The 20,245-nt window shown below is 67.4% G+C and carries 22 protein-coding genes; 20 read left to right on the top strand and 2 right to left on the bottom strand.

Going from position 1 to position 20,245, the window contains the following annotated elements; all coding sequences use genetic code 11:
* Window positions 1-317: 317 nt before the first annotated feature.
* The 16 genes from rpsB to MJ785_RS04270 all read left to right on the top strand — a co-directional run bounded on the left by rpsB (window position 318) and on the right by MJ785_RS04270 (window position 16,643).
* Window positions 318-1,256, top strand: a complete 939-nt coding sequence (gene rpsB / locus MJ785_RS04345) for a 30S ribosomal protein S2 (protein ID WP_239310477.1) — start codon at window positions 318-320, stop codon at window positions 1,254-1,256.
* Between the two features lie 435 nt (window positions 1,257-1,691).
* On the top strand, window positions 1,692-2,306 hold the full coding sequence (gene tsf / locus MJ785_RS04340) for a translation elongation factor Ts (protein ID WP_239310478.1): 615 nt from the start codon (window positions 1,692-1,694) through the stop codon (window positions 2,304-2,306).
* Window positions 2,307-2,442: 136 nt separating this feature from the next.
* Window positions 2,443-3,228 (top strand): UMP kinase, encoded by a 786-nt coding sequence (gene pyrH / locus MJ785_RS04335; protein ID WP_370651605.1) that lies wholly within the window; start codon window positions 2,443-2,445, stop codon window positions 3,226-3,228.
* A 2-nt stretch (window positions 3,229-3,230) separates the two neighbouring features.
* On the top strand, window positions 3,231-3,788 hold the full coding sequence (gene frr / locus MJ785_RS04330; protein WP_239310495.1) for a ribosome recycling factor: 558 nt from the start codon (window positions 3,231-3,233) through the stop codon (window positions 3,786-3,788).
* A 91-nt stretch (window positions 3,789-3,879) separates the two neighbouring features.
* A complete protein-coding gene (locus MJ785_RS04325; RefSeq protein WP_239310479.1) occupies window positions 3,880-4,737 on the top strand; it encodes a phosphatidate cytidylyltransferase in 858 nt (285 codons plus the stop codon).
* A gap of 20 nt (window positions 4,738-4,757) precedes the next feature.
* On the top strand, window positions 4,758-5,903 hold the full coding sequence (gene rlmN, locus MJ785_RS04320) for a 23S rRNA (adenine(2503)-C(2))-methyltransferase RlmN (protein ID WP_239310480.1): 1,146 nt from the start codon (window positions 4,758-4,760) through the stop codon (window positions 5,901-5,903).
* 58 nt (window positions 5,904-5,961) lie between these two features.
* Window positions 5,962-7,086, top strand: coding sequence for a PHB depolymerase family esterase (locus MJ785_RS04315; protein ID WP_239380068.1), 1,125 nt, complete (start codon window positions 5,962-5,964; stop codon window positions 7,084-7,086).
* A 295-nt stretch (window positions 7,087-7,381) separates the two neighbouring features.
* Window positions 7,382-8,623 carry a 1-deoxy-D-xylulose-5-phosphate reductoisomerase gene (gene dxr / locus MJ785_RS04310; RefSeq protein ID WP_239310481.1) on the top strand — a complete coding sequence of 414 codons (1,242 nt, stop codon included), beginning with the start codon at window positions 7,382-7,384 and terminating at the stop codon, window positions 8,621-8,623.
* A gap of 54 nt (window positions 8,624-8,677) precedes the next feature.
* Entirely contained in the window at window positions 8,678-9,871 is a 1,194-nt protein-coding gene (locus MJ785_RS04305; protein WP_239310482.1) for an RIP metalloprotease, read from the top strand.
* Between the two features lie 465 nt (window positions 9,872-10,336).
* A complete protein-coding gene (ispG, locus tag MJ785_RS04300; RefSeq protein WP_239310483.1) occupies window positions 10,337-11,491 on the top strand; it encodes a flavodoxin-dependent (E)-4-hydroxy-3-methylbut-2-enyl-diphosphate synthase in 1,155 nt (384 codons plus the stop codon).
* Window positions 11,492-11,509: 18 nt separating this feature from the next.
* Complete coding sequence (locus MJ785_RS04295; protein ID WP_239310484.1) at window positions 11,510-12,361, top strand: GNAT family N-acetyltransferase; 852 nt, start codon at window positions 11,510-11,512, stop codon at window positions 12,359-12,361.
* 145 nt (window positions 12,362-12,506) lie between these two features.
* Window positions 12,507-13,580 carry an ABC transporter substrate-binding protein gene (locus MJ785_RS04290; RefSeq protein ID WP_239347664.1) on the top strand — a complete coding sequence of 358 codons (1,074 nt, stop codon included), beginning with the start codon at window positions 12,507-12,509 and terminating at the stop codon, window positions 13,578-13,580.
* A 37-nt stretch (window positions 13,581-13,617) separates the two neighbouring features.
* A complete protein-coding gene (locus MJ785_RS04285) occupies window positions 13,618-14,379 on the top strand; it encodes an ABC transporter ATP-binding protein (RefSeq protein ID WP_239310486.1) in 762 nt (253 codons plus the stop codon).
* Window positions 14,369-15,274 carry an ABC transporter permease gene (locus MJ785_RS04280; protein ID WP_239310487.1) on the top strand — a complete coding sequence of 302 codons (906 nt, stop codon included), beginning with the start codon at window positions 14,369-14,371 and terminating at the stop codon, window positions 15,272-15,274. Before MJ785_RS04285 ends, MJ785_RS04280 begins: the two co-directional genes overlap by 11 nt.
* Before the next feature lie 98 nt (window positions 15,275-15,372).
* On the top strand, window positions 15,373-15,828 hold the full coding sequence (locus MJ785_RS04275; RefSeq protein WP_239310488.1) for an Rrf2 family transcriptional regulator: 456 nt from the start codon (window positions 15,373-15,375) through the stop codon (window positions 15,826-15,828).
* Window positions 15,825-16,643, top strand: coding sequence for an HAD family hydrolase (locus MJ785_RS04270; protein WP_239380067.1), 819 nt, complete (start codon window positions 15,825-15,827; stop codon window positions 16,641-16,643). The genes MJ785_RS04275 and MJ785_RS04270 overlap by 4 nt, the downstream gene beginning before the upstream one ends.
* Here the strand turns inward: MJ785_RS04270 and MJ785_RS04265 are convergent.
* Both MJ785_RS04265 and MJ785_RS04260 read right to left on the bottom strand, forming a co-directional pair.
* On the bottom strand, window positions 16,629-17,105 hold the full coding sequence (locus tag MJ785_RS04265; RefSeq protein ID WP_239310490.1) for a DUF4439 domain-containing protein: 477 nt from the start codon (window positions 17,103-17,105) through the stop codon (window positions 16,629-16,631). The two genes, MJ785_RS04270 and MJ785_RS04265, sit on opposite strands and share 15 nt — an antisense overlap.
* A 5-nt stretch (window positions 17,106-17,110) precedes the next feature.
* Complete coding sequence (locus MJ785_RS04260) at window positions 17,111-17,506, bottom strand: hypothetical protein (protein WP_239380066.1); 396 nt, start codon at window positions 17,504-17,506, stop codon at window positions 17,111-17,113.
* A gap of 216 nt (window positions 17,507-17,722) precedes the next feature.
* Between MJ785_RS04260 and rimP the strand changes: the two genes are divergently transcribed.
* The 4 genes from rimP to MJ785_RS04240 all read left to right on the top strand — a co-directional run.
* Window positions 17,723-18,370, top strand: coding sequence for a ribosome maturation factor RimP (gene rimP / locus MJ785_RS04255; protein ID WP_239310492.1), 648 nt, complete (start codon window positions 17,723-17,725; stop codon window positions 18,368-18,370).
* The gene (gene nusA, locus MJ785_RS04250) at window positions 18,367-19,455 is read left to right on the top strand and encodes a transcription termination factor NusA (RefSeq protein WP_239310493.1); all 1,089 of its coding nucleotides are present in this window, start codon (window positions 18,367-18,369) and stop codon (window positions 19,453-19,455) included. The genes rimP and nusA overlap by 4 nt, the downstream gene beginning before the upstream one ends.
* Window positions 19,456-19,459: 4 nt before the next feature.
* Window positions 19,460-19,807, top strand: a complete 348-nt coding sequence (locus MJ785_RS04245; RefSeq protein ID WP_255720292.1) for a YlxR family protein — start codon at window positions 19,460-19,462, stop codon at window positions 19,805-19,807.
* A gap of 60 nt (window positions 19,808-19,867) precedes the next feature.
* Window positions 19,868-20,245, top strand: a 378-nt coding sequence (locus MJ785_RS04240) for a translation initiation factor IF-2 N-terminal domain-containing protein (protein WP_239380065.1), incomplete at its 3' end; no start/stop codon positions are given.

The following is a 20,245-nucleotide window of genomic DNA, read 5'->3' as shown; positions in this document are numbered from 1 at the left end:
CGTCGGGCGGGCGCGGTTGCCCTGGCTGCCACGCTGCCCGCGCCGGAGCTTCCGGTCACGCCTGGGATGACGCCTGTGGACAACCCGCCGAGAAGCGCGGTGCGGGTGGGCGTAGGATCGAAGGCACGGCTCGTGCCGTCGAGCTGAATCCACGCGCCCTTTCTCTGCCCGCCTTCCCGGCATGGCGGGGAAGGCTTCCTCGGTCCGCCGTTCCCGCGGTGGTAGGGGCCAGCAGGGCGTCAGGGGCCCCGGTCGCCGGTCGGGGCCTGCAACCGAGGTGCGCCGGTCCGCCTGGCGCAGGAAGGGAGCGACTAGCCATGGCTGTCGTCACCATGAAGCAGTTGCTTGAAAGCGGCGTCCACTTCGGGCACCAGACAAAGCGCTGGAATCCGAAGATGAAGCGCTTTATCTTCACCGAACGTAATGGCATCTACATTATCGATCTGCAGCAGACGCTGTCCTACATCGACCGCGCCTATGATTTCGTGAAGGAGACCGTCGCCCACGGCGGTACGGTCCTGTTCATCGGCACCAAGAAGCAGGCCCAGGAAGCCATCGAAGAGCAGGCACAGCGGGTCGGTATGCCTTATGTCAAGGAGCGCTGGCTCGGCGGGATGCTGACGAACTTCTCGACGGTCTACAAGCGCCTCCAGCGGCTGAAGGAGCTTGAGGAAATCGAGCTGACCGGCGGCACGGAGGTCCGGACGAAGAAGGAACAGCTTGTTCTTTCCCGTGAGAAGGCCAAGCTTGAGCGCACCCTAGGTGGTATACGCGATATGGCCCGTGTGCCGAGCGCGGTCTGGGTTGTCGATACGAAGAAGGAGCACATCGCCGTCGGCGAAGCGCGCAAACTGGGGATTCCGGTGGTGGCGATTCTGGACACCAACTGTGATCCAGATGAGGTCGACTACCCGATTCCCGGTAATGACGACGCCATCCGCAGCGCGACCCTGCTCACTCGGGTGGTGGCCGATGCGGTGGCGGACGGGCTGCGCTCCCGCGCGGGCGGATCGACGTTGATGGACGACAAGCCCGACGTGCCCACCGGGGGAGAGCCGCTGACCGCCTGGGAGGAAGAACTTCTGCGTGGCCGGGATGCGGTGGCGGTGGCCGAGCCTGCGGCGGCGACCGCATCCACCGAATCCGCAACGGCTGAACCAGCGTCCGAGCGGAAGGCCGACCACGAGCGCAACGGAGCGGGCCAGATTGATTCCGACACCGTCACCGCGGTGGGTGCTGCCGCGGTTCGGGTCTGAGAAGATCTAAAAGATACCCTTCCGTGCTCGGCGGCTTCGGCCTAGGGCGTGTCTGATGGATCGTCGATCGCTTCACCCCTCGCCCGAACGCTTCGCGTCCGCGCGGGTCCCTGCACTCGATGCCCAGCGAGTGTCCTGGCGCATTGCTGCCCCGGCCGCTTTGTGTGCCGCCCGGGGGCGCTGGCTCGTCGGTCCGGACAGGACACCGCTGTCCGGACCTCCGCCGCTGCGCGGGTCGCTGCCTGGATCCTTGCCCACCTTGACCACCATCCATCAGATATGCCCCAGCGGACCGACGGTTTTTGAGAAGTGATCGCGAAACGGGGCCGGCGCGCCGGCGATGACGGCCTGGCGGTGCCGGCCCCGCGAATACGCCAGCCCATGAGCCCCAGCCACCAACAGCCACCAGTAGCCAGACGGAACGAGAAGAACACCATGGCAGAGATCACAGCCGCTGACATCCGCAAGCTCCGGGAACTGACCGGCGCTGGCATGAGCGACGTCAAGAAAGCGCTCGTCGAGAACGACGGCGACTTTGAGAAGGCCAAGTCGTGGCTGCGAGAGAAGGGTCTGGCACAGGTTGCCAAACGGGCCGGGCGCAGTGCGTCGAACGGTCTGGTCGACTCCTATCTGCACAAGACCGACCCGCAGCTGCCGCCTACTATCGGCGTTCTGCTGGAACTGAGGTGCGAGACCGACTTCGTTGCCAAGACCGATCAGTTCAAGCAGCTCGGGCGTGACATCGCGCAGCACATCGCGGCGGCCGACCCGCTCTACGTGACCGCGGAACAGATCCCGAACGAGGTCATCGAGCAGGAAAAGAAGATCTACGAGGCCACCGCGCGCGAGGATGGTAAGCCCGAGGCAGCCCTCCCGAAGATTGTCGAAGGCAAACTGAACGGTTACGTGAAGTCGGTGGTCCTGCTTGAGCAGCCCTGGGTCCGGGATGGTAAGATCACCATCCGCGCGCTGCTCGAACAGGCCGCCTCAGCTCTTGGTGAAAAGATTGAGATTGGTCGTTTCGCCCGTTTTAACGTCAAGCAGAGCTGACCGTACTTCCCGCCGCGTGCAGGCGAACGGGCCGGATGCGCGGCCTGAGATGTTCCCGCGTGCGGAGGTGAGGCAGACTGGCCGGCAGTGCACATCCACCGGCCGATGATCGTGGCTGACGGCGAGGGGGCCGATCGTGACCGATAACGCCAGCAGGGATGCAGACGCTCCAGCCGGTCGTGAGTTGGCGGCGGTGCGCTGGCATCGTGTGCTGCTGAAGCTGTCCGGTGAGGCGTTTGCCGGGGGCGAACCTCTCGGCATCGATCCGGACACGGTGGCCACCATCGCGCGCCAGATCGCGGAGGCGAGCCGGACAGGCATTGAGGTCGCGGTCGTGGTCGGTGGCGGCAACATGTTCCGTGGCCAACGCCTTGCCGAGCGTGGTGTCGACCGTGCCAGGGCCGACTACATGGGGATGCTCGCCACCGTGATCAACTGTCTTGCCCTGCAGGATGTCCTGGAGCGTCAGGGAGTCGTGACGCGGGTGCAGACGGCGATCGCCATGGGTCAGGTCGCCGAGCCTTACCTGCCTCTGCGGGCCATCCGGCACCTGGAGAAGGGCCGTGTTGTCATCTTCGGGGCGGGGCTGGGCGCGCCGTTCTTCTCCACGGATACCACCGCCGCGCAACGGGCTCTGGAGATCAAAGCACAGGCTGTCCTCAAAGCGACCAAGGTCGACGGCGTCTACGACGCGGATCCCACGACGAATCCCCACGCGGTTCGGTTTGATTCGCTCGTCTACGGCGAGGTGCTGGCTCGTGGGCTGAAGGTCATGGACGCTACGGCCATCAGCCTGTGCATGGACAATCGGCTGCCGATCATGGTTTTCGACCTGCTGACGGAGGGGAACATCCTGCGGGCCGTCCGCGGTGAGAAGATCGGCACTCTGGTCAGTGTGGACGAGGGCGGAACGGAAGGATGATGGTGATCGACGACGTGCTCCTCGAGGCCGAGGAGAAAATGGAGAAGGCGGTCCTGGTCGCGAAGGACGACTTTGCCAACATCCGGACGGGGCGGATCACTCCTTCGGTGTTCTCGAAGGTTCTCGTCGACTACTACGGCGCGCCGACGCCCGTGAGCCAGCTGGCCTCCTTCCACATACCAGAGCCGAGAATGGTGATCATTACGCCGTACGACAAGGGGTCACTGGCAGCTGTCGAAAAGGCGGTCCGCGACTCCGACCTCGGGGTGAACCCGAGCAACGACGGGACGATTATCCGTTGCGTCTTTCCCGAGCTCTCCGAGCAGCGCCGACGGGACCTCGCCAAGGTCGCGCGCACCAAGGCGGAGGATGCGAAGATCAGCATTCGTAACGTCCGCCGGCATGCCAAGGAGGCGATCGATCGTATCGTCCGCGACGGCGATGCGGGTGAGGACGAGGGCCGGCGCGCGGAGAAGGACTTGGACGAGGCAACGCATCGCTATGTCGGTCAGGTGGACGAGCTGCTGCGACACAAGGAGTCGGAGCTGTTGGCGGTCTGATCGACATTGGCAGGCACTCTCCGTTGTCCGTTGCCGTGAGCCGAACACGTTCCAGGGCGATATCGCCAGCACTCATGTGGCCGAGGACCCGGTGACGGGGGTCGAGCACGTGACCCGTGAGCCCGCGACGCGTCGGGTGCGAGCGGGGCGGGACCTTCCCGCGGCGATCGTGGTCGGTGTCATACTGGCATTGATCATTATTGTGCCTCTGTTCACGTTGCGCCCGCTATGGATCGCCGTCATCTGCACAGCTGTCGCGGCCGGCATGTTTGAGCTGGTCAGGGCGTTCCGGCTGAGCGGGCGCACGATTGCCTTGCCACCGCTCGCGGTGGGAACGGCGGCCATGCCGGTGGTGGCTTACCTCACCGGTACATCCGGCCTGGTGCTGGCCCTGGCAATAACGATCTTTGCGGCGACGGCCTGGCGGCTCGCGTATTCCGGCGATCATCTGTTTGCGGATGTCGCGGCTGCTGTCTTCTGCGTGGCGTACGTAGGTCTTCCAGCCGGTTTCGCGGCCCTGCTGACCAGCCCACCGGACGGGCCCCGGCGGATGGTCGCGTTTCTGGCGACCGCTGCCGCCAGCGACATCGGCGGCTACACCGCCGGCGTGCTTTCGGGCGGGCGGCACAAGCTCGCTCCGACGGTGTCCCCGGGTAAATCCTGGGAGGGTTTTGCCGGTTCCGTCGTCGTCTGCGTGCTTGTCGCCGCTGTTTCGATGGCCTGGCCGCTGCACGCGGCGCTCTGGCAGGGCGCGGTGCTCGGTGTCGCGATCGCCTGTACGGCGACCATCGGTGACCTGGGTGAGTCGTTGCTCAAGAGGGATATCGGTATCAAGGACATGGGTTCGCTGCTGCCCGGCCACGGCGGAATCATGGACCGGCTGGACTCGGTGCTGTGCGCGGCACCCGTTGCCTGGCTGCTGATCAGTGCCTTCGCGCCGCGCCCGTGACCTGGCAGACTGGACAGGCCATGACCGCTTCCCCCACCGCCTCGGCAGCGCTGCCGCTGGTCCGCTCCGCGCGGGCGCGGCCGCCCCGCCATCTCGCCGACCTCACCACCGAACAGCGGCGTGAGCTGGCCGTCTCCCTGGGCGAGCCGGCCTTCCGGGCAGACCAGGTCTCCCGCCACTACTTCGCCAGACAGCTGTGCGCCGACGATGTGGAGGCGATGACGGATCTTCCGGCGGTGTCCCGCGCCGCGCTTGTCGAGGCACTGCTGCCGACGCTGCTGACGCCGGTGAAGGTCACCACCTGCGATGCTGGAGACACCCGTAAGACACTGTGGCGGGCTTTTGACGGTGTACTGATCGAATCGGTTCTGATGCGCTATCCCGGCCGCAGCACGGTCTGCGTGTCCAGCCAGGCCGGGTGCGGAATGGGCTGCCCGTTCTGCGCGACCGGCCAGGGCGGGCTCACGCGTAACCTGTCCACGGCCGAGATCGTGGAGCAGGTGGTCGCGGCGGGACGGACGCTCGTCCGCGGAGAGCTTGCCGGTGATCCGGCCCGGCTGTCGAATGTCGTGTTCATGGGTATGGGAGAGCCGTTGGCCAACTATGCCACTGTGATCGCCGCGGTGCGGATCCTCAGCGACCCGGCACCGGCGGGCCTGGGCCTGTCGGCTCGCTCCATCACGGTGAGCACGGTCGGACTTGTGCCGGCGATCCGCCGCCTGGCCACGACGGGTCTGCCGGTGACGCTGGCGGTTTCCCTGCACGCTCCTGACGACGAGTTGCGTGATCGCCTTGTTCCGGTGAACAGGCGCTGGCCGGTGGCGGAGGTACTTGCCGCGGCCTGGGGGTACGCCGAGGCGACCGGGCGCCGGGTGAGCATCGAGTACGCACTGATCGATGGTGTCAACGACCAGCCGGAACGCGCTGATGCCCTGGCCGGCCTCCTCGCCGGCAGGCTCGTGCACGTCAACCTGATCCCCCTCAACCCAACCCGCGCGGTGTCCTGGCAGGCCAGCGAACGGCGTCGCGAGCGGGAGTTCGTCCGTCGGCTACGCCAGCGGGGCATCGCCGCGACTGTACGTGATACCAGAGGGCGCGACATCGCGGCGGCGTGTGGACAGCTGGCGGCTGGCGAGCCGGACCGGAGCGACAGTGCCACCGGGTGACCGTCGCTCGTCCCGCCGATCTGTCTCCCGGAGTAACCGTAACCCGCGTTGGGTTTCGATGACCGGCGCGGCCGGGGCTATTCTGATCGTCATCGGCCTGGTCCTCTATTTCAGCGGCGACAGTGGCTCGCGGACCCAGGCGGGGCAGGCTGGCACAGGCACGTCCAACGGGGGCACCGCCGCGGGCAGCGCCGGCACTGCCCTGGGGACCTCCGGCGCAGCCGGGTCACCCCACGCTGTGCCGGCGTCGCCAACCGTTGTGAGCGGATGTGTGACCGGCAGGACCATCGCGGCCGGATCGAGTCAGCAGTCGGTCCGGGTCGGGGCAGACACCCGGACGTATCAGCTGGCGGTGCCTGCCACCGATGCCCACACCAAGGCGCTGCCGCTCGTCCTCGCCTTCCACGCCTTCGGCGAGGATGCGTCCGCGCTGGAGCGCTATGCCCACCTGGCGCAGATCGGTAACGCGGAAGGTTATGTGGTTGTCGCCCCGCAGGGTGCCAACGATCGGTGGAACTTCGTGCGCAGGGCCACCATCGGGCCGGACGATGTGGCATTCGTGTCCGCGATCATCAATGATCTGACCGCCCGGATGTGCCTGGACAACCGCAAAGTGTTCGCCACCGGTTTTGCCGATGGTGCCGACATGGCGGTTACGGCTGCCTGTGCCCTGCCGGGGACCTTCGCCGCGATTGTGCCGGTTGCCTTCGCCGTCATGCCCACCAGCTGTCCCACGCCCGGCTCGAGCCTACTGGCGATCAATGGCACCAGCGACCCGGTGACACCACTGGAAGGCGGGGGAGCGGATCGTCCCGCCCCCTTCGATGGCACCCAGGCACAGCCGATGCAGGCCCGTCTTGATCGTTATGCCGGATTCATGGGCTGCGGGCCGGCGAACACATGGACGCGCGACACCACCGCGCTTCGGCGGCTGGTGTTCACCGCCTGCCCCGCTGGCCGTGATGTGGGTCTACTGGCGGCCGTGGGCGGCGGCCACATGTGGCCCGATCCGGACGCTGACCCGCCTAAGGGCGCGACGCGGTCGCAGTTCAGCGCCACCGAGGTCGCCCTGGCCTTCTTCCGCGGGCATCCGACGCCCACGCCGGCCACCCAGGCGCCGGCCACCCAGGCGCCGGGTAGCACCGGCGCGTCCTCCAGCGCTACCGAAGCATCCCGCCAATAGTCCCTCCGCGAATCAACGGATACGGGGCCTCCCATTCCCCGAGAACATGTGATAACGGTGCGTATTTTCATGATGGCAGCGTGTCGGTGTATATGGGGGCGTGCCGCATACCTGCTCACGCGGAGTCATTGGTTTTTGGTGAATTTCGCCTATTCAGGTTGAGGTCGGCCTGACTATGGCAAAGAACACTTTATCGGTGACCACTGTCCTCTTTCCGGCGCGGGAGTCCTGCCCAGGCGGGGCCAGGTGTCGGGTGGCGAACACGTGTCGGCGTGGCGTCCGGGCGCCTGCGACAATGGTCGACGTGGTCGAGACGCCGCTGCCGCGCGAGGTTGTCCTGCTTGGTTCGACTGGTTCCATCGGAACCCAGGCCATTGATGTGGTGAAACGCAATCCCGACCGGTTCCGCGTCGTCGCGCTGACCGGCGGTGGGGCAAGGGTTGACCTGCTGGCTGCTCAGGCCCTTGAGCTGGGTGTCGAGGCGGTTGGCGTAGCCCGGGCCTCCGCAGCGCAGGATCTCCAGCTCGCCTTCTACGCGGAGGCCTCCCGGCGGGGCTTCCGTAAGGGCGAGTACGCCATCCCGAAGATCCTGACCGGGCCGGAAGGGGCCACGGAGATCGCCGCGTGGCCCGCCGACGTCGTCCTCAACGGCATCACCGGGTCGGTCGGCCTCGCGCCCACGCTCGCCGCGCTGCGGGCTGGCCGTACGGTGGCCCTTGCCAACAAGGAGTCACTGGTCGCCGGTGGCCCCCTGGTGCTGGATGCGCTGGACGGCGACCCCTCCCGGCTGGTCCCGGTGGATTCCGAGCATTCGGCGCTTGCCCAGTGCCTGCGGGGCGGCCGGGCCGAGGAGGTTCGTAAACTTGTCCTCACCGCCAGCGGGGGGCCCTTTCGGGGCCGTTCCCGCGCTGAACTGGGCCAGGTGACAACAGAGCAGGCGCTGGCGCACCCCACCTGGGACATGGGGCCGCTTGTTACGATCAACTCGGCCACCCTCATGAACAAGGGTCTCGAGCTGATCGAGGCGCATCTGTTCTTCGGGGTGCCCTATGACGACATCGACGTTGTCGTCCACCCGCAGTCGCTGGTGCACTCGATGGTCGAGTTCGTCGACGGGTCGACGTTGGCGCAGGTTTCCCCGCCGGACATGCGCCTGCCGATCGCCCTTGCCCTGGGATGGCCCGATCGGATACCCGATGCACAGGCCCCGATGGACTGGCGGCGCGCCCAGTCGTTGACCTTCGAGCCCGTGGACGCGGTCGCGTTTCCGGCGATCGATCTCGCCCGTGAGGCCGGGCGTCGTGGTGGGACGGCGCCCGCCGTTTTCAACGCCGCCAATGAGGAGGCCGTGGCGGCCTTCCTCGGGCACCGCCTGCCGTTCGTGCGCATTGTCGATGTTGTGGCCGAAGTGGTCACGGCGCATACGGTGGTGCAACATCCGAGCCTCAACGAGGTGTTGAGTACGGAGCAGGAGGCGCGTGAACAGGTGCGTGCCATCATCGATCAAGGAGTTGATCGAACAGTGATGCCTTCGTGACACTGAGGTACAACGCGAGATTCTCCAGCGCTGTGATCGGGGTGTGATCGCACCATGACCAACGCGATTGGTATCGTCGCGTTTGCCTTGGCCCTGATCGTCTCCATCGTTCTCCATGAAGCCGGCCACTTTGTGACGGCTCGTCACTACGGCATGAAGGCATCGAAGTTCTTCGTCGGGTTCGGCCCGACGCTGTGGTCCCGTACTCGGGGTGAGACCGAGTACGGGATCAAGGCGCTTCCGGCCGGGGGATTCGTCAAGATCGAAGGGATGACCCCACTCGAGGAGATTGATCCGGCTGACGCCGATCGGGCTTTCCACAGCCGGCCAGCACGCCAGCGGGCGGTGGTGTTGGCGGCGGGGTCGTTCATGCACTTCGTCATCGCCATTGTGCTGATCTACAGTGTGCTGCTGCTGCTCGGGACCATGCGTCCCAGCGATAACAAGGTCGGCCGGACGGTCTGCGTGCCAGTGAGTGGCCCGTGTGCCCCGCAGGCGTCGGTAGGGCCAGCCGAGCTGGCTGGTGTGCGCGTCGGCGATCGGGTCGTGAGCTTCGACGGGACGCCGATCCGGGACTGGGCGCAGTTCACCCGCCTCATTCGTGATCATGGTCCGGGGTTCGCGACCCTCGTTGTCGACCGGGGCGGTCAGATCCTCACACTACGGCCCGAGCTGGTCTCGGTCCGTCGTGACCGTCAGACCGGGCTGGCGGGCAATGATCAGGTCGGGGCAATCGGCATTGCGCAGGGCGTCGACGTTGTGCGTTACAACCCGATTTCGGCCATCCCGAGAACCGCGCGCATCCTCGGCGGTGGCGTCACCGGGATGTACGACACGTTGGTCCACCGGCTGGGTGACCTCACGAACCTCTTCGGCAAGGACCGGAACGCAAACGGTCTGGTCGGCGTGGTCGGCGCGGCACGGGCCGGCGGTGAACTGCTGTCGGCGCAGGACGTTTCCGTCGGCCAGCGGATAGGTGACTTCCTCGTGCTGGTGGCCGGGGTCAACCTGGCGGTCGGCCTGTTCAACCTGCTACCGCTGTTCCCGCTGGACGGCGGGCACCTGGCGGTTCTCGGCTTCGAGCAGGCGCGGCACGGGGCGCGCCGACTGACCGGTTACCGGGGGCCGGTGAAACGGGTCGACCTCGTGAAACTTCTGCCCGCGGCATACGCCATGGTTGCGTTCTTCGTTGTCCTGAGCTTGCTCATTCTGTCCGCCGACATTGTCAATCCGATCAGTTTCAACTAGGGCCTGTCTGATGGATCTTCGATCGCGCGGATCGATGCTCAGCAGGCGCCCCACCGCGTTGTCGTCGTCACCGGTAGAACACCACTATCGGCTCCTCCTCCGCCTTGCGGACCACCTGCTGGATCACCACCCGCATCGACCGATATCCATCGGACAGGCCTTGGCGCCTGTTGCGCCGGGCGGTTGCGTGCCCGCGCGACACGCGGACAGCGGGTCCCGTACGGCGAAGGAGGAGTTGGTGGCCAAAGAGCGTGCGATCATAATTTTTTTCGCGCGCCCGGTGGTTCCCAAGGGTCTCTGGTGGTTGAGGAGTATGTGATCATATTTTTGCGCCCGGCGGTGCCGAGGGCCTAGATGGTGGCCTGCTGTCAGCGACACCGCGTCCTCCGGCGTTGGCCAGTACCGCATGACCTTCCGTCCAGCTTCCATCCAGCTTCCGAGCATCGACACGCCAGTGAGGACATCGTGACAATAACTCTCGGCATGCCCGAAGCGCCGGCCATCCCGCTCGTCACCCGGCGTCGTAGCAAGCAGATCCAGGTCGGCAGCGTGCCGGTCGGTGGGGACGCGCCGGTCTCCGTCCAGTCCATGACCACGACGCTCACGTCCGACGTCAACTCCACGTTGCAGCAGATCGCGCAGCTGACCGCGGCCGGCTGTCAGATCGTGCGGGTGGCTGTCCCCAGCCAGGACGATGCCGACGCGCTGGCCGCCATCGCGAAGAAGTCGCCGATCCCGGTGATCGCGGACATCCACTTCCAGCCGAAGTACGTTTTCGCCGCGATCGATGCGGGTTGCGCGGCGGTCCGGGTCAACCCCGGCAACATCAAGACATTCGACGACAAGGTCGGGGAGATCGCTCGCGCCGCTTCCGCCGCGGCCACGCCTATCCGGATCGGCGTGAACGCGGGCTCGTTGGACAAGCGTCTGCTGGCCAAGTACGGCCGGGCGACCCCGGAGGCGCTGGTGGAGTCGGCGCTGTGGGAGTGCTCCCTGTTCGAGGAGCACGGTTTCACCGATATCAAGATTTCCGTCAAGCACCATGATCCAGTTGTGATGATCCAGGCGTACCGGTTGCTTGCGCAACGTTGTGACTACCCGTTGCATCTGGGGGTCACCGAGGCTGGGCCGGCCTTCCAGGGCACCATCAAGTCGGCGGTGGCCTTTGGCGCGTTGCTCGCGGAGGGCATCGGTGACACGCTGCGGGTGTCGCTGTCCGCGCCTCCCGTTGAGGAGGTCAAGGTCGGCATCGGGATCCTTGCGTCCCTGGGGCTGCGTCAGCGCAGCTTGGAGATTGTTTCGTGCCCGTCCTGCGGCCGGGCGCAGGTCGACGTCTACAAACTGGCGGAAGAGGTCACCGCCGGACTGGAGGGAATGACGGTGCCGCTTCGGGTCGCCGTCATGGGCTGCGTGGTGAACGGACCGGGTGAGGCCCGTGAGGCTGATCTCGGCGTGGCCTCGGGTAACGGCAAGGGTCAGATTTTTGTCCGGGGCAAGGTTGTCAAGACCGTTGCTGAGGCGCAGATCGTCGAGACTCTGATCGAGGAAGCCATGCGGCTGGCCGAGCAGATGGAGGCTGATGGGGCGGCATCCGGCGAGCCTTCGGTGTCGGTCGGGTAGTTCCCGGCGATTGTGATCATGGGCCTTCCGCTGCGCTCCGCTCCCACCCGTCTACTCGACGATCACGACCTGCCCGCGGTACGGGAGGTGCTCGCGCGTAACCCGGTCGCGGACGTCTTCGTCGCCTCCCGGGTGGAGACATGCGGGCTCGCCCCCTGGCGGTTGGGCGCGCAGATGTGGGGCCATGTGGTGGACGGCCGCTTGACCGCGGTGTGTTACTCAGGCGCGAACCTCTGGCCTGTCGCGGCGGGTCCGGCTTCGGCGAAGGCGTTTGCCGACCGGGCTCGCCGTCAGGGCCGTCGATGTTCCTCGATCGTCGGCGTGGCGGATGCGGTCCAGCTCATGTGGCGGTACCTGGAACCGGCCTGGGGACCAGCCCGTGAGGTCCGGGCGGACCAGCCACTGTTGGTGATCTCCGAATCCCCCGCGGTGGCTCCTGACCCCGCCGTGCGCCCTGTCCGTCCTGACGAGCTGGATCTCCTGCTGCCGGCGTGCGTGGCGATGTTCACCGAGGAGATCGGAGTGTCTCCGGTACTTGTCGACGGCGGGGCGCTCTACCGGGCCAGGGTCGCCGAGTTTGTCAGCCGGCGCCGTTCCTTTGCCCGCATCGAAGACGGACGGGTCGTGTTCAAGGCCGAGATCGGCGCGGTGGCTGGAGACGTCTGCCAGATTCAGGGCGTGTGGGTGGCTCCTGAGCTACGGGGCAGAGGGCTCGGGGCAGCAGGCACCGCGAGCGTGGTGGCGATCGCTCAGGCTACCCTCGCGCCCGTGGTCAGCCTCTATGTCAACGAGTTCAATCACGCTGCGCGCCGAGCTTATGAACGGATCGGTTTCCACCGGGTCGGGACCTTCGCGTCGATCCTGTTCTGAGCTGTCATCGGCGCCTTTTGACCTGCTCCTGGGTCTGGCGTGGTGGCCCTTCCTCTGGCATGCTCAGTTTTCCGACTAGTTCGATCGGTTTGCATGGCGTCGTGAGGCGCCCTTGCCGTGAGACAGCACATATGGGGGAAGACTGATGTCATCGAGGAGGCTGTGGCGTCGAATCACGCCACTGCTCGCGGCCGGCGCGCTGGCGTTGGCGGCAACGGCCTGCTCGAGTGGGGGGAACGACGCCAGCGTGGCGACAGCGAGCTCGGCTGCCGCTCCGACGGGAACGCTGCGGCTCGGTTACTTTCCGAACCTCACTCACGCAGCCGCTATCTACGGTCTTGATCAGGGAATCTTCGCCGCCAAGCTCGGCGCGGGAGTGAAGATTGAGACCTCGACGTTCAATTCGGGCACCCAGGAGGCCGAGGCGATCCTCTCCGGTGCGCTTGACGCTGGATACATCGGGCCCAATCCCGCGGTCAACACCTTCGTCAAATCCAAGGGCGCGGCGCTGCGCATCATCTCGGGTGCGACCTCCGGCGGGGCTGGCCTGGTGGTGAAGAGCGGCATCACCTCGGTCGACCAGCTGCGCGGTAAGGTCATCGCCAGCCCTGGTCTGGCCAACACCCAGGATGTGGCGCTGCGGTACTACCTCAAGCAGCACGGCCTGGCCACCGACAAGAACGGCGGCGGCGACGTCCAGATCCGCCCGCAGGATAACGCGGTGACGGTGGATGCCTTCAAGTCAGGCGCCATAGACGGGGCCTGGGTACCCGAGCCCACCTTGTCCAGGATGGTCGCCGATGGCGGCAAACTGCTGGTGGACGAGGCCTCGCAGTGGCCTGACGGCAAGTTCGTCACCACCTTGCTGGTTGTGCGCACCGATTACGCGCAGAGCCACCCCGAGATCGTCAGGCGCTTGGTGGCGGCGAACGTCGCCTCGATCGACGCGCTGGGCGCGGACCCGGCCAAGGGCCAGCAGGTCACCAATCAAGGGCTGGCGAAACTTTCCGGCAAGCCGTTGGCGGATACCGTGATCGCGCCGGCATGGCAGCGGCTGACATTCACGCCCGACCCGGTCGCGTCATCGCTTGTCACTTCGGCCGATCATGCACAGGAGCTGGGCCTGACGACCAAGGCCAACCTGGACGGAATTTTCGATCTGACTACTCTGAATGCCCTGTTGAAAACGCAGGGCAAGGATTCGGTGGCGTCGAAGTAGAAGTAGATCCGGTTGGGTAACAGGGGGAGAAGATTCCGTGACCGCTGTCATTGACGCAAGCGCGGTACGGATCGACGGTGTGAGCCGGGCCTTCGGGTCCGGCCCACACCGCGTCCAGGCGCTTGACAATGTTTCCTTCAACGTCCGCCCGGGGGAGTTTGTCTGCCTGCTGGGCGCTTCCGGCTGCGGTAAGTCGACCCTGCTGGGCATTCTCGCCGGTATTGACCGACCCAGTTCCGGCGGCGTCGACGTCGGCGGGCGCAAGGTCGGTCTGATGTTCCAGGATTCGGCCTTGCTGCCCTGGCTCACCGCGGGGGGAAACATCGCCCTCCCGATGAAGATCCGGGGCGTTCCCCGGGCTGATCGCGCCAGCCGGGTCGAGGAGCTGCTGGCCATGGTTCGCCTTGCGGGTCTCGCGGACAAGCGTCCGCACGAACTTTCCGGCGGGATGCGCCAGCGGGTCAGCCTGGCCAGGGCGTTCGCCCAGGATGCCGACGTCTTGTGCATGGACGAGCCCTTCGGCGCGCTCGACGCGATGACGCGGGACCTGTTGCATGACGAGCTGGAGCGGATCTGGCGCGAGACCGGAGTCACCGTCCTGTTCGTCACCCATGACGTGCGGGAGGCAGTGCGGCTGGGGGACCGCATCGTGCTGCTGTCGAGCCGGCCGGGGCGGGTGGCCGAGATCTTCGACGTCGGGATCGACCGCCCCCGCCGTATTGACGCGCCGGAGGTCGCGGCGCTGGCCGTGACGATCACTGCTCGGCTGCGGGCGGAGGTGAGTCGCCATGGCCGCTGAGACGACCATCGAATCCGATGTGTTCCGTGTCTCCCGGAACGCATCCACCGACGTGGCCCTCGCTGGTCTGGACGCCCTTGACACCGGCCAGGCGCCCAGGCGCCCGCTCGCCTTGCGGATATGGTCGGCGACCTGGCCGAAGCTGGGAGCCGTCGCGATTTTCCTGTTGTTGTGGCAGGCCCTGGTCTGGAGCGGCTGGAAACCGTCCTACGTACTGCCCGGCCCGGATGAGGCGTTGCCGGAGCTCGGGCGCCGGGTCACAAGCGCCGACTTCTGGTCGGCATTCGCCCGCACCATGCAGCGTGCCTTCGTCGGGTATGCGTTGGCGGTCCTGATCGGCGCGGCGGTGGGGCTGGCCGTGTCCCGGTTCACGCTGCTGCGGAGCGCGGTCGGCTCGTTCATCACCGCGTTGCAGACCATGCCCTCGATCGTCTGGTTCCCGCTGGCGATCCTGCTGTTCAGGCTCACTGAATCAGCGATCCTCTTTGTTGTCGTGCTCGGTGCGGCACCGTCGGTCGCCAACGGTGTCATCAGTGGTATCGACTATGTTCCGCCGCTGCTGACCAGAGCCGGTCACACCATGGGCGCACGTGGCCTGAAGCTCTACCGGTTCGTGGTGGCACCGGCGGCGCTGCCGTCGGTGGTGGCTGGGCTGAAACAGGGCTGGGCGTTCGCCTGGCGGAGCCTGATGGCTGGTGAGCTGCTGGTCATCGTGCCCGGCCACCCGTCCATCGGCTCGGATCTGGAGAACAGCCGTCAGTTCCTGGAGGCGACCGGTGTGATCGCATCCATGCTGACAATCTTCATTATCGGAGTTCTGGTGGACGCCGCGTTCAACGCCGTGGACCGTCGGATGCGCGCCCGCCGGGGGCTCCTGCCCGAACAGTCACGCTGAGGCAGGGCAGGACCCGTCTCGGCAGCAGGGAGGAGGGGTGGCCCCGAGGGGCCCAGCTATGTGGAGCGCGCTAGGACTATGGCCGGCAAGATGGAGACATGCAGATCTCCGCACGAGCTGACTATGCCCTGCGCGCGTTGCTGACACTGGCAGCTTCCGACGGGGAGCTCGTGAAGGGCGAGAGCCTGGCGACCGCGCAGGACCTGCCGCTGCGGTTCCTGGAGAACATCCTCACCGATCTCCGCCGGAGCGGCTTGGTGGCGAGCAGGCGTGGCGCTGACGGCGGTTACCAGCTCTGTCGGCCAGCGGGTGAGATCACCATCGCGATGGTGATCCGAGCGACCGACGGCCCGCTGGCGAGCGTACGGGGCCGCCGGCCGGAGGACGCGGCGTACGAGGGCGCGGCCAAGCACCTCCAGGATGTGTGGATCGCGGTACGGGTCAGCCTGCGGCGGGTGCTGGAGGAGGTCACACTGGCCGATGTCGCCGGCGGGAACCTGCCGTCCATCGTCTGCGAACTCAGCCAGGACCAGGACGCCTGGGTCGCCCGGTGACCAACGGCGTTCATCCGGTTTCATCGGTTCCGCTGGTTCCGCAGCCAGCGCCGGTGCCGGCTGTCGAGGCGGTGGTCTTCGACTGGGGCGGCACCCTGACCCCTTTTCACGACGCGGACCTGCTGGACCTGTGGCGGCTGGTCGCGCACGACCTCGCCCCGGGCCGCGTGCGGGAACTGACCCGGGCGCTGGCGGGCTCCGAACAGCAGTGGTGGGCAACAGCTGGCGGGTCGGGCCGCAGCGGGACGGTCACCGAGCTGCTCGCCGTGGCGTCGACGGCGGTCGGGCTTGACGTGGCCAGCGCCGTGCATCGGGTGGTTGGCCGGCATGACCTGTGCGCCTGGACGCCGCACACGGTGTGCGACCCGGACGCGCTGCTGCTGTTGCACCTTGTGCGTACCCGCGGGCTGCGGATCGGTTTGTTGACCAACACGCACTGGCCCCGCGCGTGGCACTCACGATGGCTTGCCCGGGACGGTCTGCTGGACCTGATCGACGCCCGGGTCTACACCAACGATCTGCCTTTCGCCAAGCCGCACCCGGATGCGTTCCGCGCCGTGCTCGCCTCGCTCGGCGTGCGCGACCCTCGGACGGCGGTGTTTGTCGGCGACCGTCCAGCGAGTGACATAGCCGGGGCCCGCGCGGTCGGGATGCGGACCGTGCTGCTGTCCGACGGCGCGGCTCCTCGGCCGGGGGAGCGAGGATCGCGCGGTGCGGCCGGGGCCGACGCGGTGATCGGGCGGCTCGGGCGGTTACTCGGTGTCCTGGACGGTTGGGCGGCCGGGCTCCACCGGCCGTTCTCACGCGCCGGGTAGCGCCCGGCTGGCCTGGGCCACCGGCTGGCCGGCCGCGACACGAGCCTGCTGGCCGCGCACGGCCATCCCCGTCAGCGCATCGGTCACCAGCGCGCGCATCTCACCGGTCAGCTCGCCGATCGCGTCGTATGCCGCGGCCGACGAGCGGTCCTCGATGCCGGCCAGCAGCAGTAGCACTCCGGCCAGGTCACCGGATAGCGCAGGCAGCTGGTAGGCGGCCTGGGCCGGTGGCGCGGTGCCGCCCCGGTCGAGGATCTCGGCCACCAGCCGGTCGCGCAGCTCTCGATGGGCGGCGAACGCGTTCTCGGCGAGGACGCGGGTCGATTCCGCGGCTGACCGTAGTGGAGCCAGCTCACCGCCGGCCGCGGCGGCGGCATACACGGCGGCGTGCTCAACGGCAAGCAGGTTCGACAGCGTCTGTACCGTGTCAGGGGCGGGTGGGCGCTGCCGCGGGGCCGGCATCAGGCTCAGCCGACCAGCGGGGCGAGCAGCTCGCCATGGGCGGTCTCGGCCGCGCGGATGCTGGCCAGCAGCGGTGCCAGACTCGCCGACGCGGCCAGGCACTGCGCACGCAGGGAAGCCGCGGCGCCACGCTCCAGCTTCAGCAGCGCCGCCATGGTTGCCGGCGCGGACGTGGCCACGTCAGGCGTGCTCGCAACGGTGACAGCCGGTGACGGCCCATCGGGTGCGGCCGTCGTGGCCGCCAGCAGGCGGCTGACATGCTCGGCGTGGTGAGCCCGTACCACACGCAGCGTGGCCGCGACTGACGGATACGCAAGAATAGCTCGATCGTACGCGACGAGCAGCCCCTGTTCCGACTCGACCGCGGACCGGCGCAGCGCGTCGTCCGCGGTGGTCGTCACCGGGGTGGTGGCGGGCTCCCGAGGCGATCGTGTCCAGCTGCATCCGGCCAGGGCTGCGGCCGCCGTCATGGGCAGCACGCCGAGCAGGGCGCGCCTAGAGCATCCATGGCCGGGAATCATCGGGCTCACGGACCAGCAGCTTGACACAGAGCTCCGGATGCCCCGGATGAGGCTCGGGCCGTGACCGACGTAGGCTGAGGATCTCGAGAGGATGTCATGCCGACGCGTGGCGAAGGAGAGGAGCGGGTCGACGTGGGCGACGCCGTGGCCGCAACCAATGCCGGTGGCGGGCGGGGCCGGTCGCGCGGCGCGGACGCCGCGGACCGGGGCCGGGCCAGCAGGGCTGGCCGGGCCGAGCTGCTCCAGCTGCTTGCGCCAGAGCTGGCGACCCACGGGTTTGACCTGGAGGACGTCGTCATCACCCGGGCGGGCTCCCGCAGCGTGCTGCGGGTGGTGGTGGATCGTGACGAGGGTATCGATCTGGACGCGGTCGCCGTGGCCAGCCGGCTTGTCTCCGCTGCCCTCGACGCGGTCGATGGCGACGGACCCGTGTCTGGTCCGTATGTGCTCGAGGTGAGCTCGCCAGGGGTGGACCGCCCGCTGATCGCGGCCCGGCACTGGCGCCGGGCCCGGGGACGGCTGGTTTCGGTGCGCACCCGGGACGGCAGGCAGCTGCTCGGCCGAGTACGCACCAGCGGGCCCGAATCGGTTGATCTCACGATGGATGACCACAATGGGCCAGCCGGCGCGGTGACGCGAATATCCTTCGCGGATGTCGTCCGGGCCGAGGTACAGGTGGAGTTCCGTACGACCGGCGAGGATCCTGCGACCGGGGTGGACGCGGAGGGGGAGGGGGAACGATGAAACTCGATGTAGCGGCACTGCGCGGGATCGAACGGGAGAAGGACATCTCCTTCGACACGCTGGTGGAGGCGATCGAGACCGCGTTGCTGACGGCCTACCGGCACACCGGCGGCGCGGCGCAGGACGCCCGTGTGGTCGTCGACCGGACGTCGGGGTATGTCGCGGTCTACGCCCGGGAGACCTCCGTGGACGGGATGACCCGTGAATGGGAGGACACACCCGACGATTTTGGCCGGATCGCGACGATGACGGCCAAGCAGGTAATCATGCAACGGCTGCGCGAGGCGCAGCAGGAAATCACCTACGGGCAATATGCCGACCGCGAGCATGACGTCGTCTCCGGGGTCGTGCAACATCACGAACAGCGGGCCGGTTCCAAGGTCGTCCTGGTGGACCTCGGCACTGTCGAGGGTGTGCTCCCGCCGGCCGAACAGGTCCCCGGCGAGCGGTTCGAACACGGTGACCGCGTCAAGTGCTATGTCGTCAGTGTCGTCCGCGGGGCGCACGGTCTCACCGTGACACTGTCGCGAACCCATCCGGAACTGGTCAAAGGCCTGTTCCGGCTGGAGGTCCCGGAGGTGGCGGACGGCACGGTGGAGATCGCCGCGATCGCGCGGGAAGCGGGGCACCGCAGTAAGATCGCCGTTCGGTCGACCGTCGCTGGAGTGAACCCGAAGGGCGCCTGTATCGGTCCGATGGGCAGCCGGGTGCGCGCCGTCATGGCCGAACTGTGCGGCGAGAAGATCGATATCGTCGACTGGTCCGCCGAACCGGCTGTCTTCGTGGGTAACGCGCTGTCGCCGGCGCGGGTCGCTCGCGTCGACGTCACCGACGAGGCGGCTCGCTCGGCCCGGGTGGTCGTGCCGGATTACCAGCTTTCCCTCGCCATCGGCCGGGAAGGGCAGAATGCCCGGCTGGCCGCCCGGCTGACCGGTTGGCGCATTGACATCCATTCGGATACGGAAGGCAGCGGTGGCCCGGCGTCGAAAGAAGGTCCTGAATCGGTGCCCCGGCGGGTCACGACGCCGCCCGCGGCCCGGAGGTCGCCAGCTGCTGGCAACCACTCCGCGGGCGCAACGGGATAGACTGATGGCGGCGCGCCGTGCGGAGCCGCTTCGCACCTGCGTAGGGTGCCGTACCCGGGCGGTGCGGAGCGACTTGGTGCGTATGGTGGTAGTTGGTGGTGAGCTCGTACCCGATGTTCACCGTCGAATGCCAGGGCGGGGGGCACACCTGCATCCCGACCTGGCCTGCCTCGATCTCGCGGAGCGCCGCAGGGCGTTCCCGCGAGCGCTGCGCGTTCCAGGGCCACTTGGGCTTGGGCGTGTCAGGGGCCACCTGGTCAAGCAGTTCACGGAAGATTGGACGACATCACCTGATGTCGACATGGAAGCAGGTCGAGACAGCGATGACCGCGCGATGAGCACGCAGCCATGATCACGACCAGCAGGTAACGAGGGTCACGCGGGCGGACCGCGGGCCGAAAGAAGGAGCACCGTGGTAGGAAAGGCCCGCGTACACGAGCTCGCCAAGGAGCTTGGAGTCGACAGCAAGACCGTGCTCGCCAAACTAAAGGATCTTGGTGAGTTCGTGAAGTCGGCTTCGTCCACAGTCGAGGCACCCGTCGTTCGAAAGCTCAAGGAGTCATTCCCGGTCGAAGGCGCGGCAACGCAGCGGTCGTCCGCCCGCGGCGGTACGTCCCAGGGCAACACGCAGGGCAACGGAAGCCGGCCGGGTGCTACTGGCGCCCGGCCAGGACCTGTGCCCCCCCGTCCCGGTCCGCGGATGCCTGGTCGGCCAGGCATCCCGGCCGCCCCGCCCCGGCCACCCGCCCCAGGCGCTGGGGCGACCGGCCCCGGTCCGGCTCAGCCAGCC

It is taken from the genome of Protofrankia sp. CiT1, from assembly GCF_917627335.1.
Taxonomy (GTDB): Bacteria; Actinomycetota; Actinomycetes; order Frankiales; family Frankiaceae; genus Protofrankia.
This window is presented reverse-complemented; position numbering and strand designations above follow the sequence as displayed.

Bases quoted from the DNA above. Each gene is read 5' to 3' on its own strand.
- rpsB (WP_239310477.1), top strand. From the start codon at position 318: ATGGCTGTCGTCACCATGAAGCAGTTGCTTGAAAGCGGCGTCCACTTC.
- tsf (WP_239310478.1), top strand. From the start codon at position 1,692: ATGGCAGAGATCACAGCCGCTGACATCCGCAAGCTCCGGGAACTGACC.
- rlmN (WP_239310480.1), top strand. From the start codon at position 4,758: ATGACCGCTTCCCCCACCGCCTCGGCAGCGCTGCCGCTGGTCCGCTCC.
- MJ785_RS04315 (WP_239380068.1), top strand. From the start codon at position 5,962: ATGACCGGCGCGGCCGGGGCTATTCTGATCGTCATCGGCCTGGTCCTC.
- dxr (WP_239310481.1), top strand. From the start codon at position 7,382: ATGGTCGACGTGGTCGAGACGCCGCTGCCGCGCGAGGTTGTCCTGCTT.
- MJ785_RS04305 (WP_239310482.1), top strand. From the start codon at position 8,678: ATGACCAACGCGATTGGTATCGTCGCGTTTGCCTTGGCCCTGATCGTC.
- MJ785_RS04295 (WP_239310484.1), top strand. From the start codon at position 11,510: ATGGGCCTTCCGCTGCGCTCCGCTCCCACCCGTCTACTCGACGATCAC.
- MJ785_RS04290 (WP_239347664.1), top strand. From the start codon at position 12,507: ATGTCATCGAGGAGGCTGTGGCGTCGAATCACGCCACTGCTCGCGGCC.
- MJ785_RS04280 (WP_239310487.1), top strand. From the start codon at position 14,369: ATGGCCGCTGAGACGACCATCGAATCCGATGTGTTCCGTGTCTCCCGG.
- MJ785_RS04275 (WP_239310488.1), top strand. From the start codon at position 15,373: ATGCAGATCTCCGCACGAGCTGACTATGCCCTGCGCGCGTTGCTGACA.
- MJ785_RS04265 (WP_239310490.1), bottom strand. From the start codon at position 17,105: ATGCCGGCCCCGCGGCAGCGCCCACCCGCCCCTGACACGGTACAGACG.
- rimP (WP_239310492.1), top strand. From the start codon at position 17,723: ATGCCGACGCGTGGCGAAGGAGAGGAGCGGGTCGACGTGGGCGACGCC.
- nusA (WP_239310493.1), top strand. From the start codon at position 18,367: ATGAAACTCGATGTAGCGGCACTGCGCGGGATCGAACGGGAGAAGGAC.
- MJ785_RS04245 (WP_255720292.1), top strand. From the start codon at position 19,460: ATGGCGGCGCGCCGTGCGGAGCCGCTTCGCACCTGCGTAGGGTGCCGT.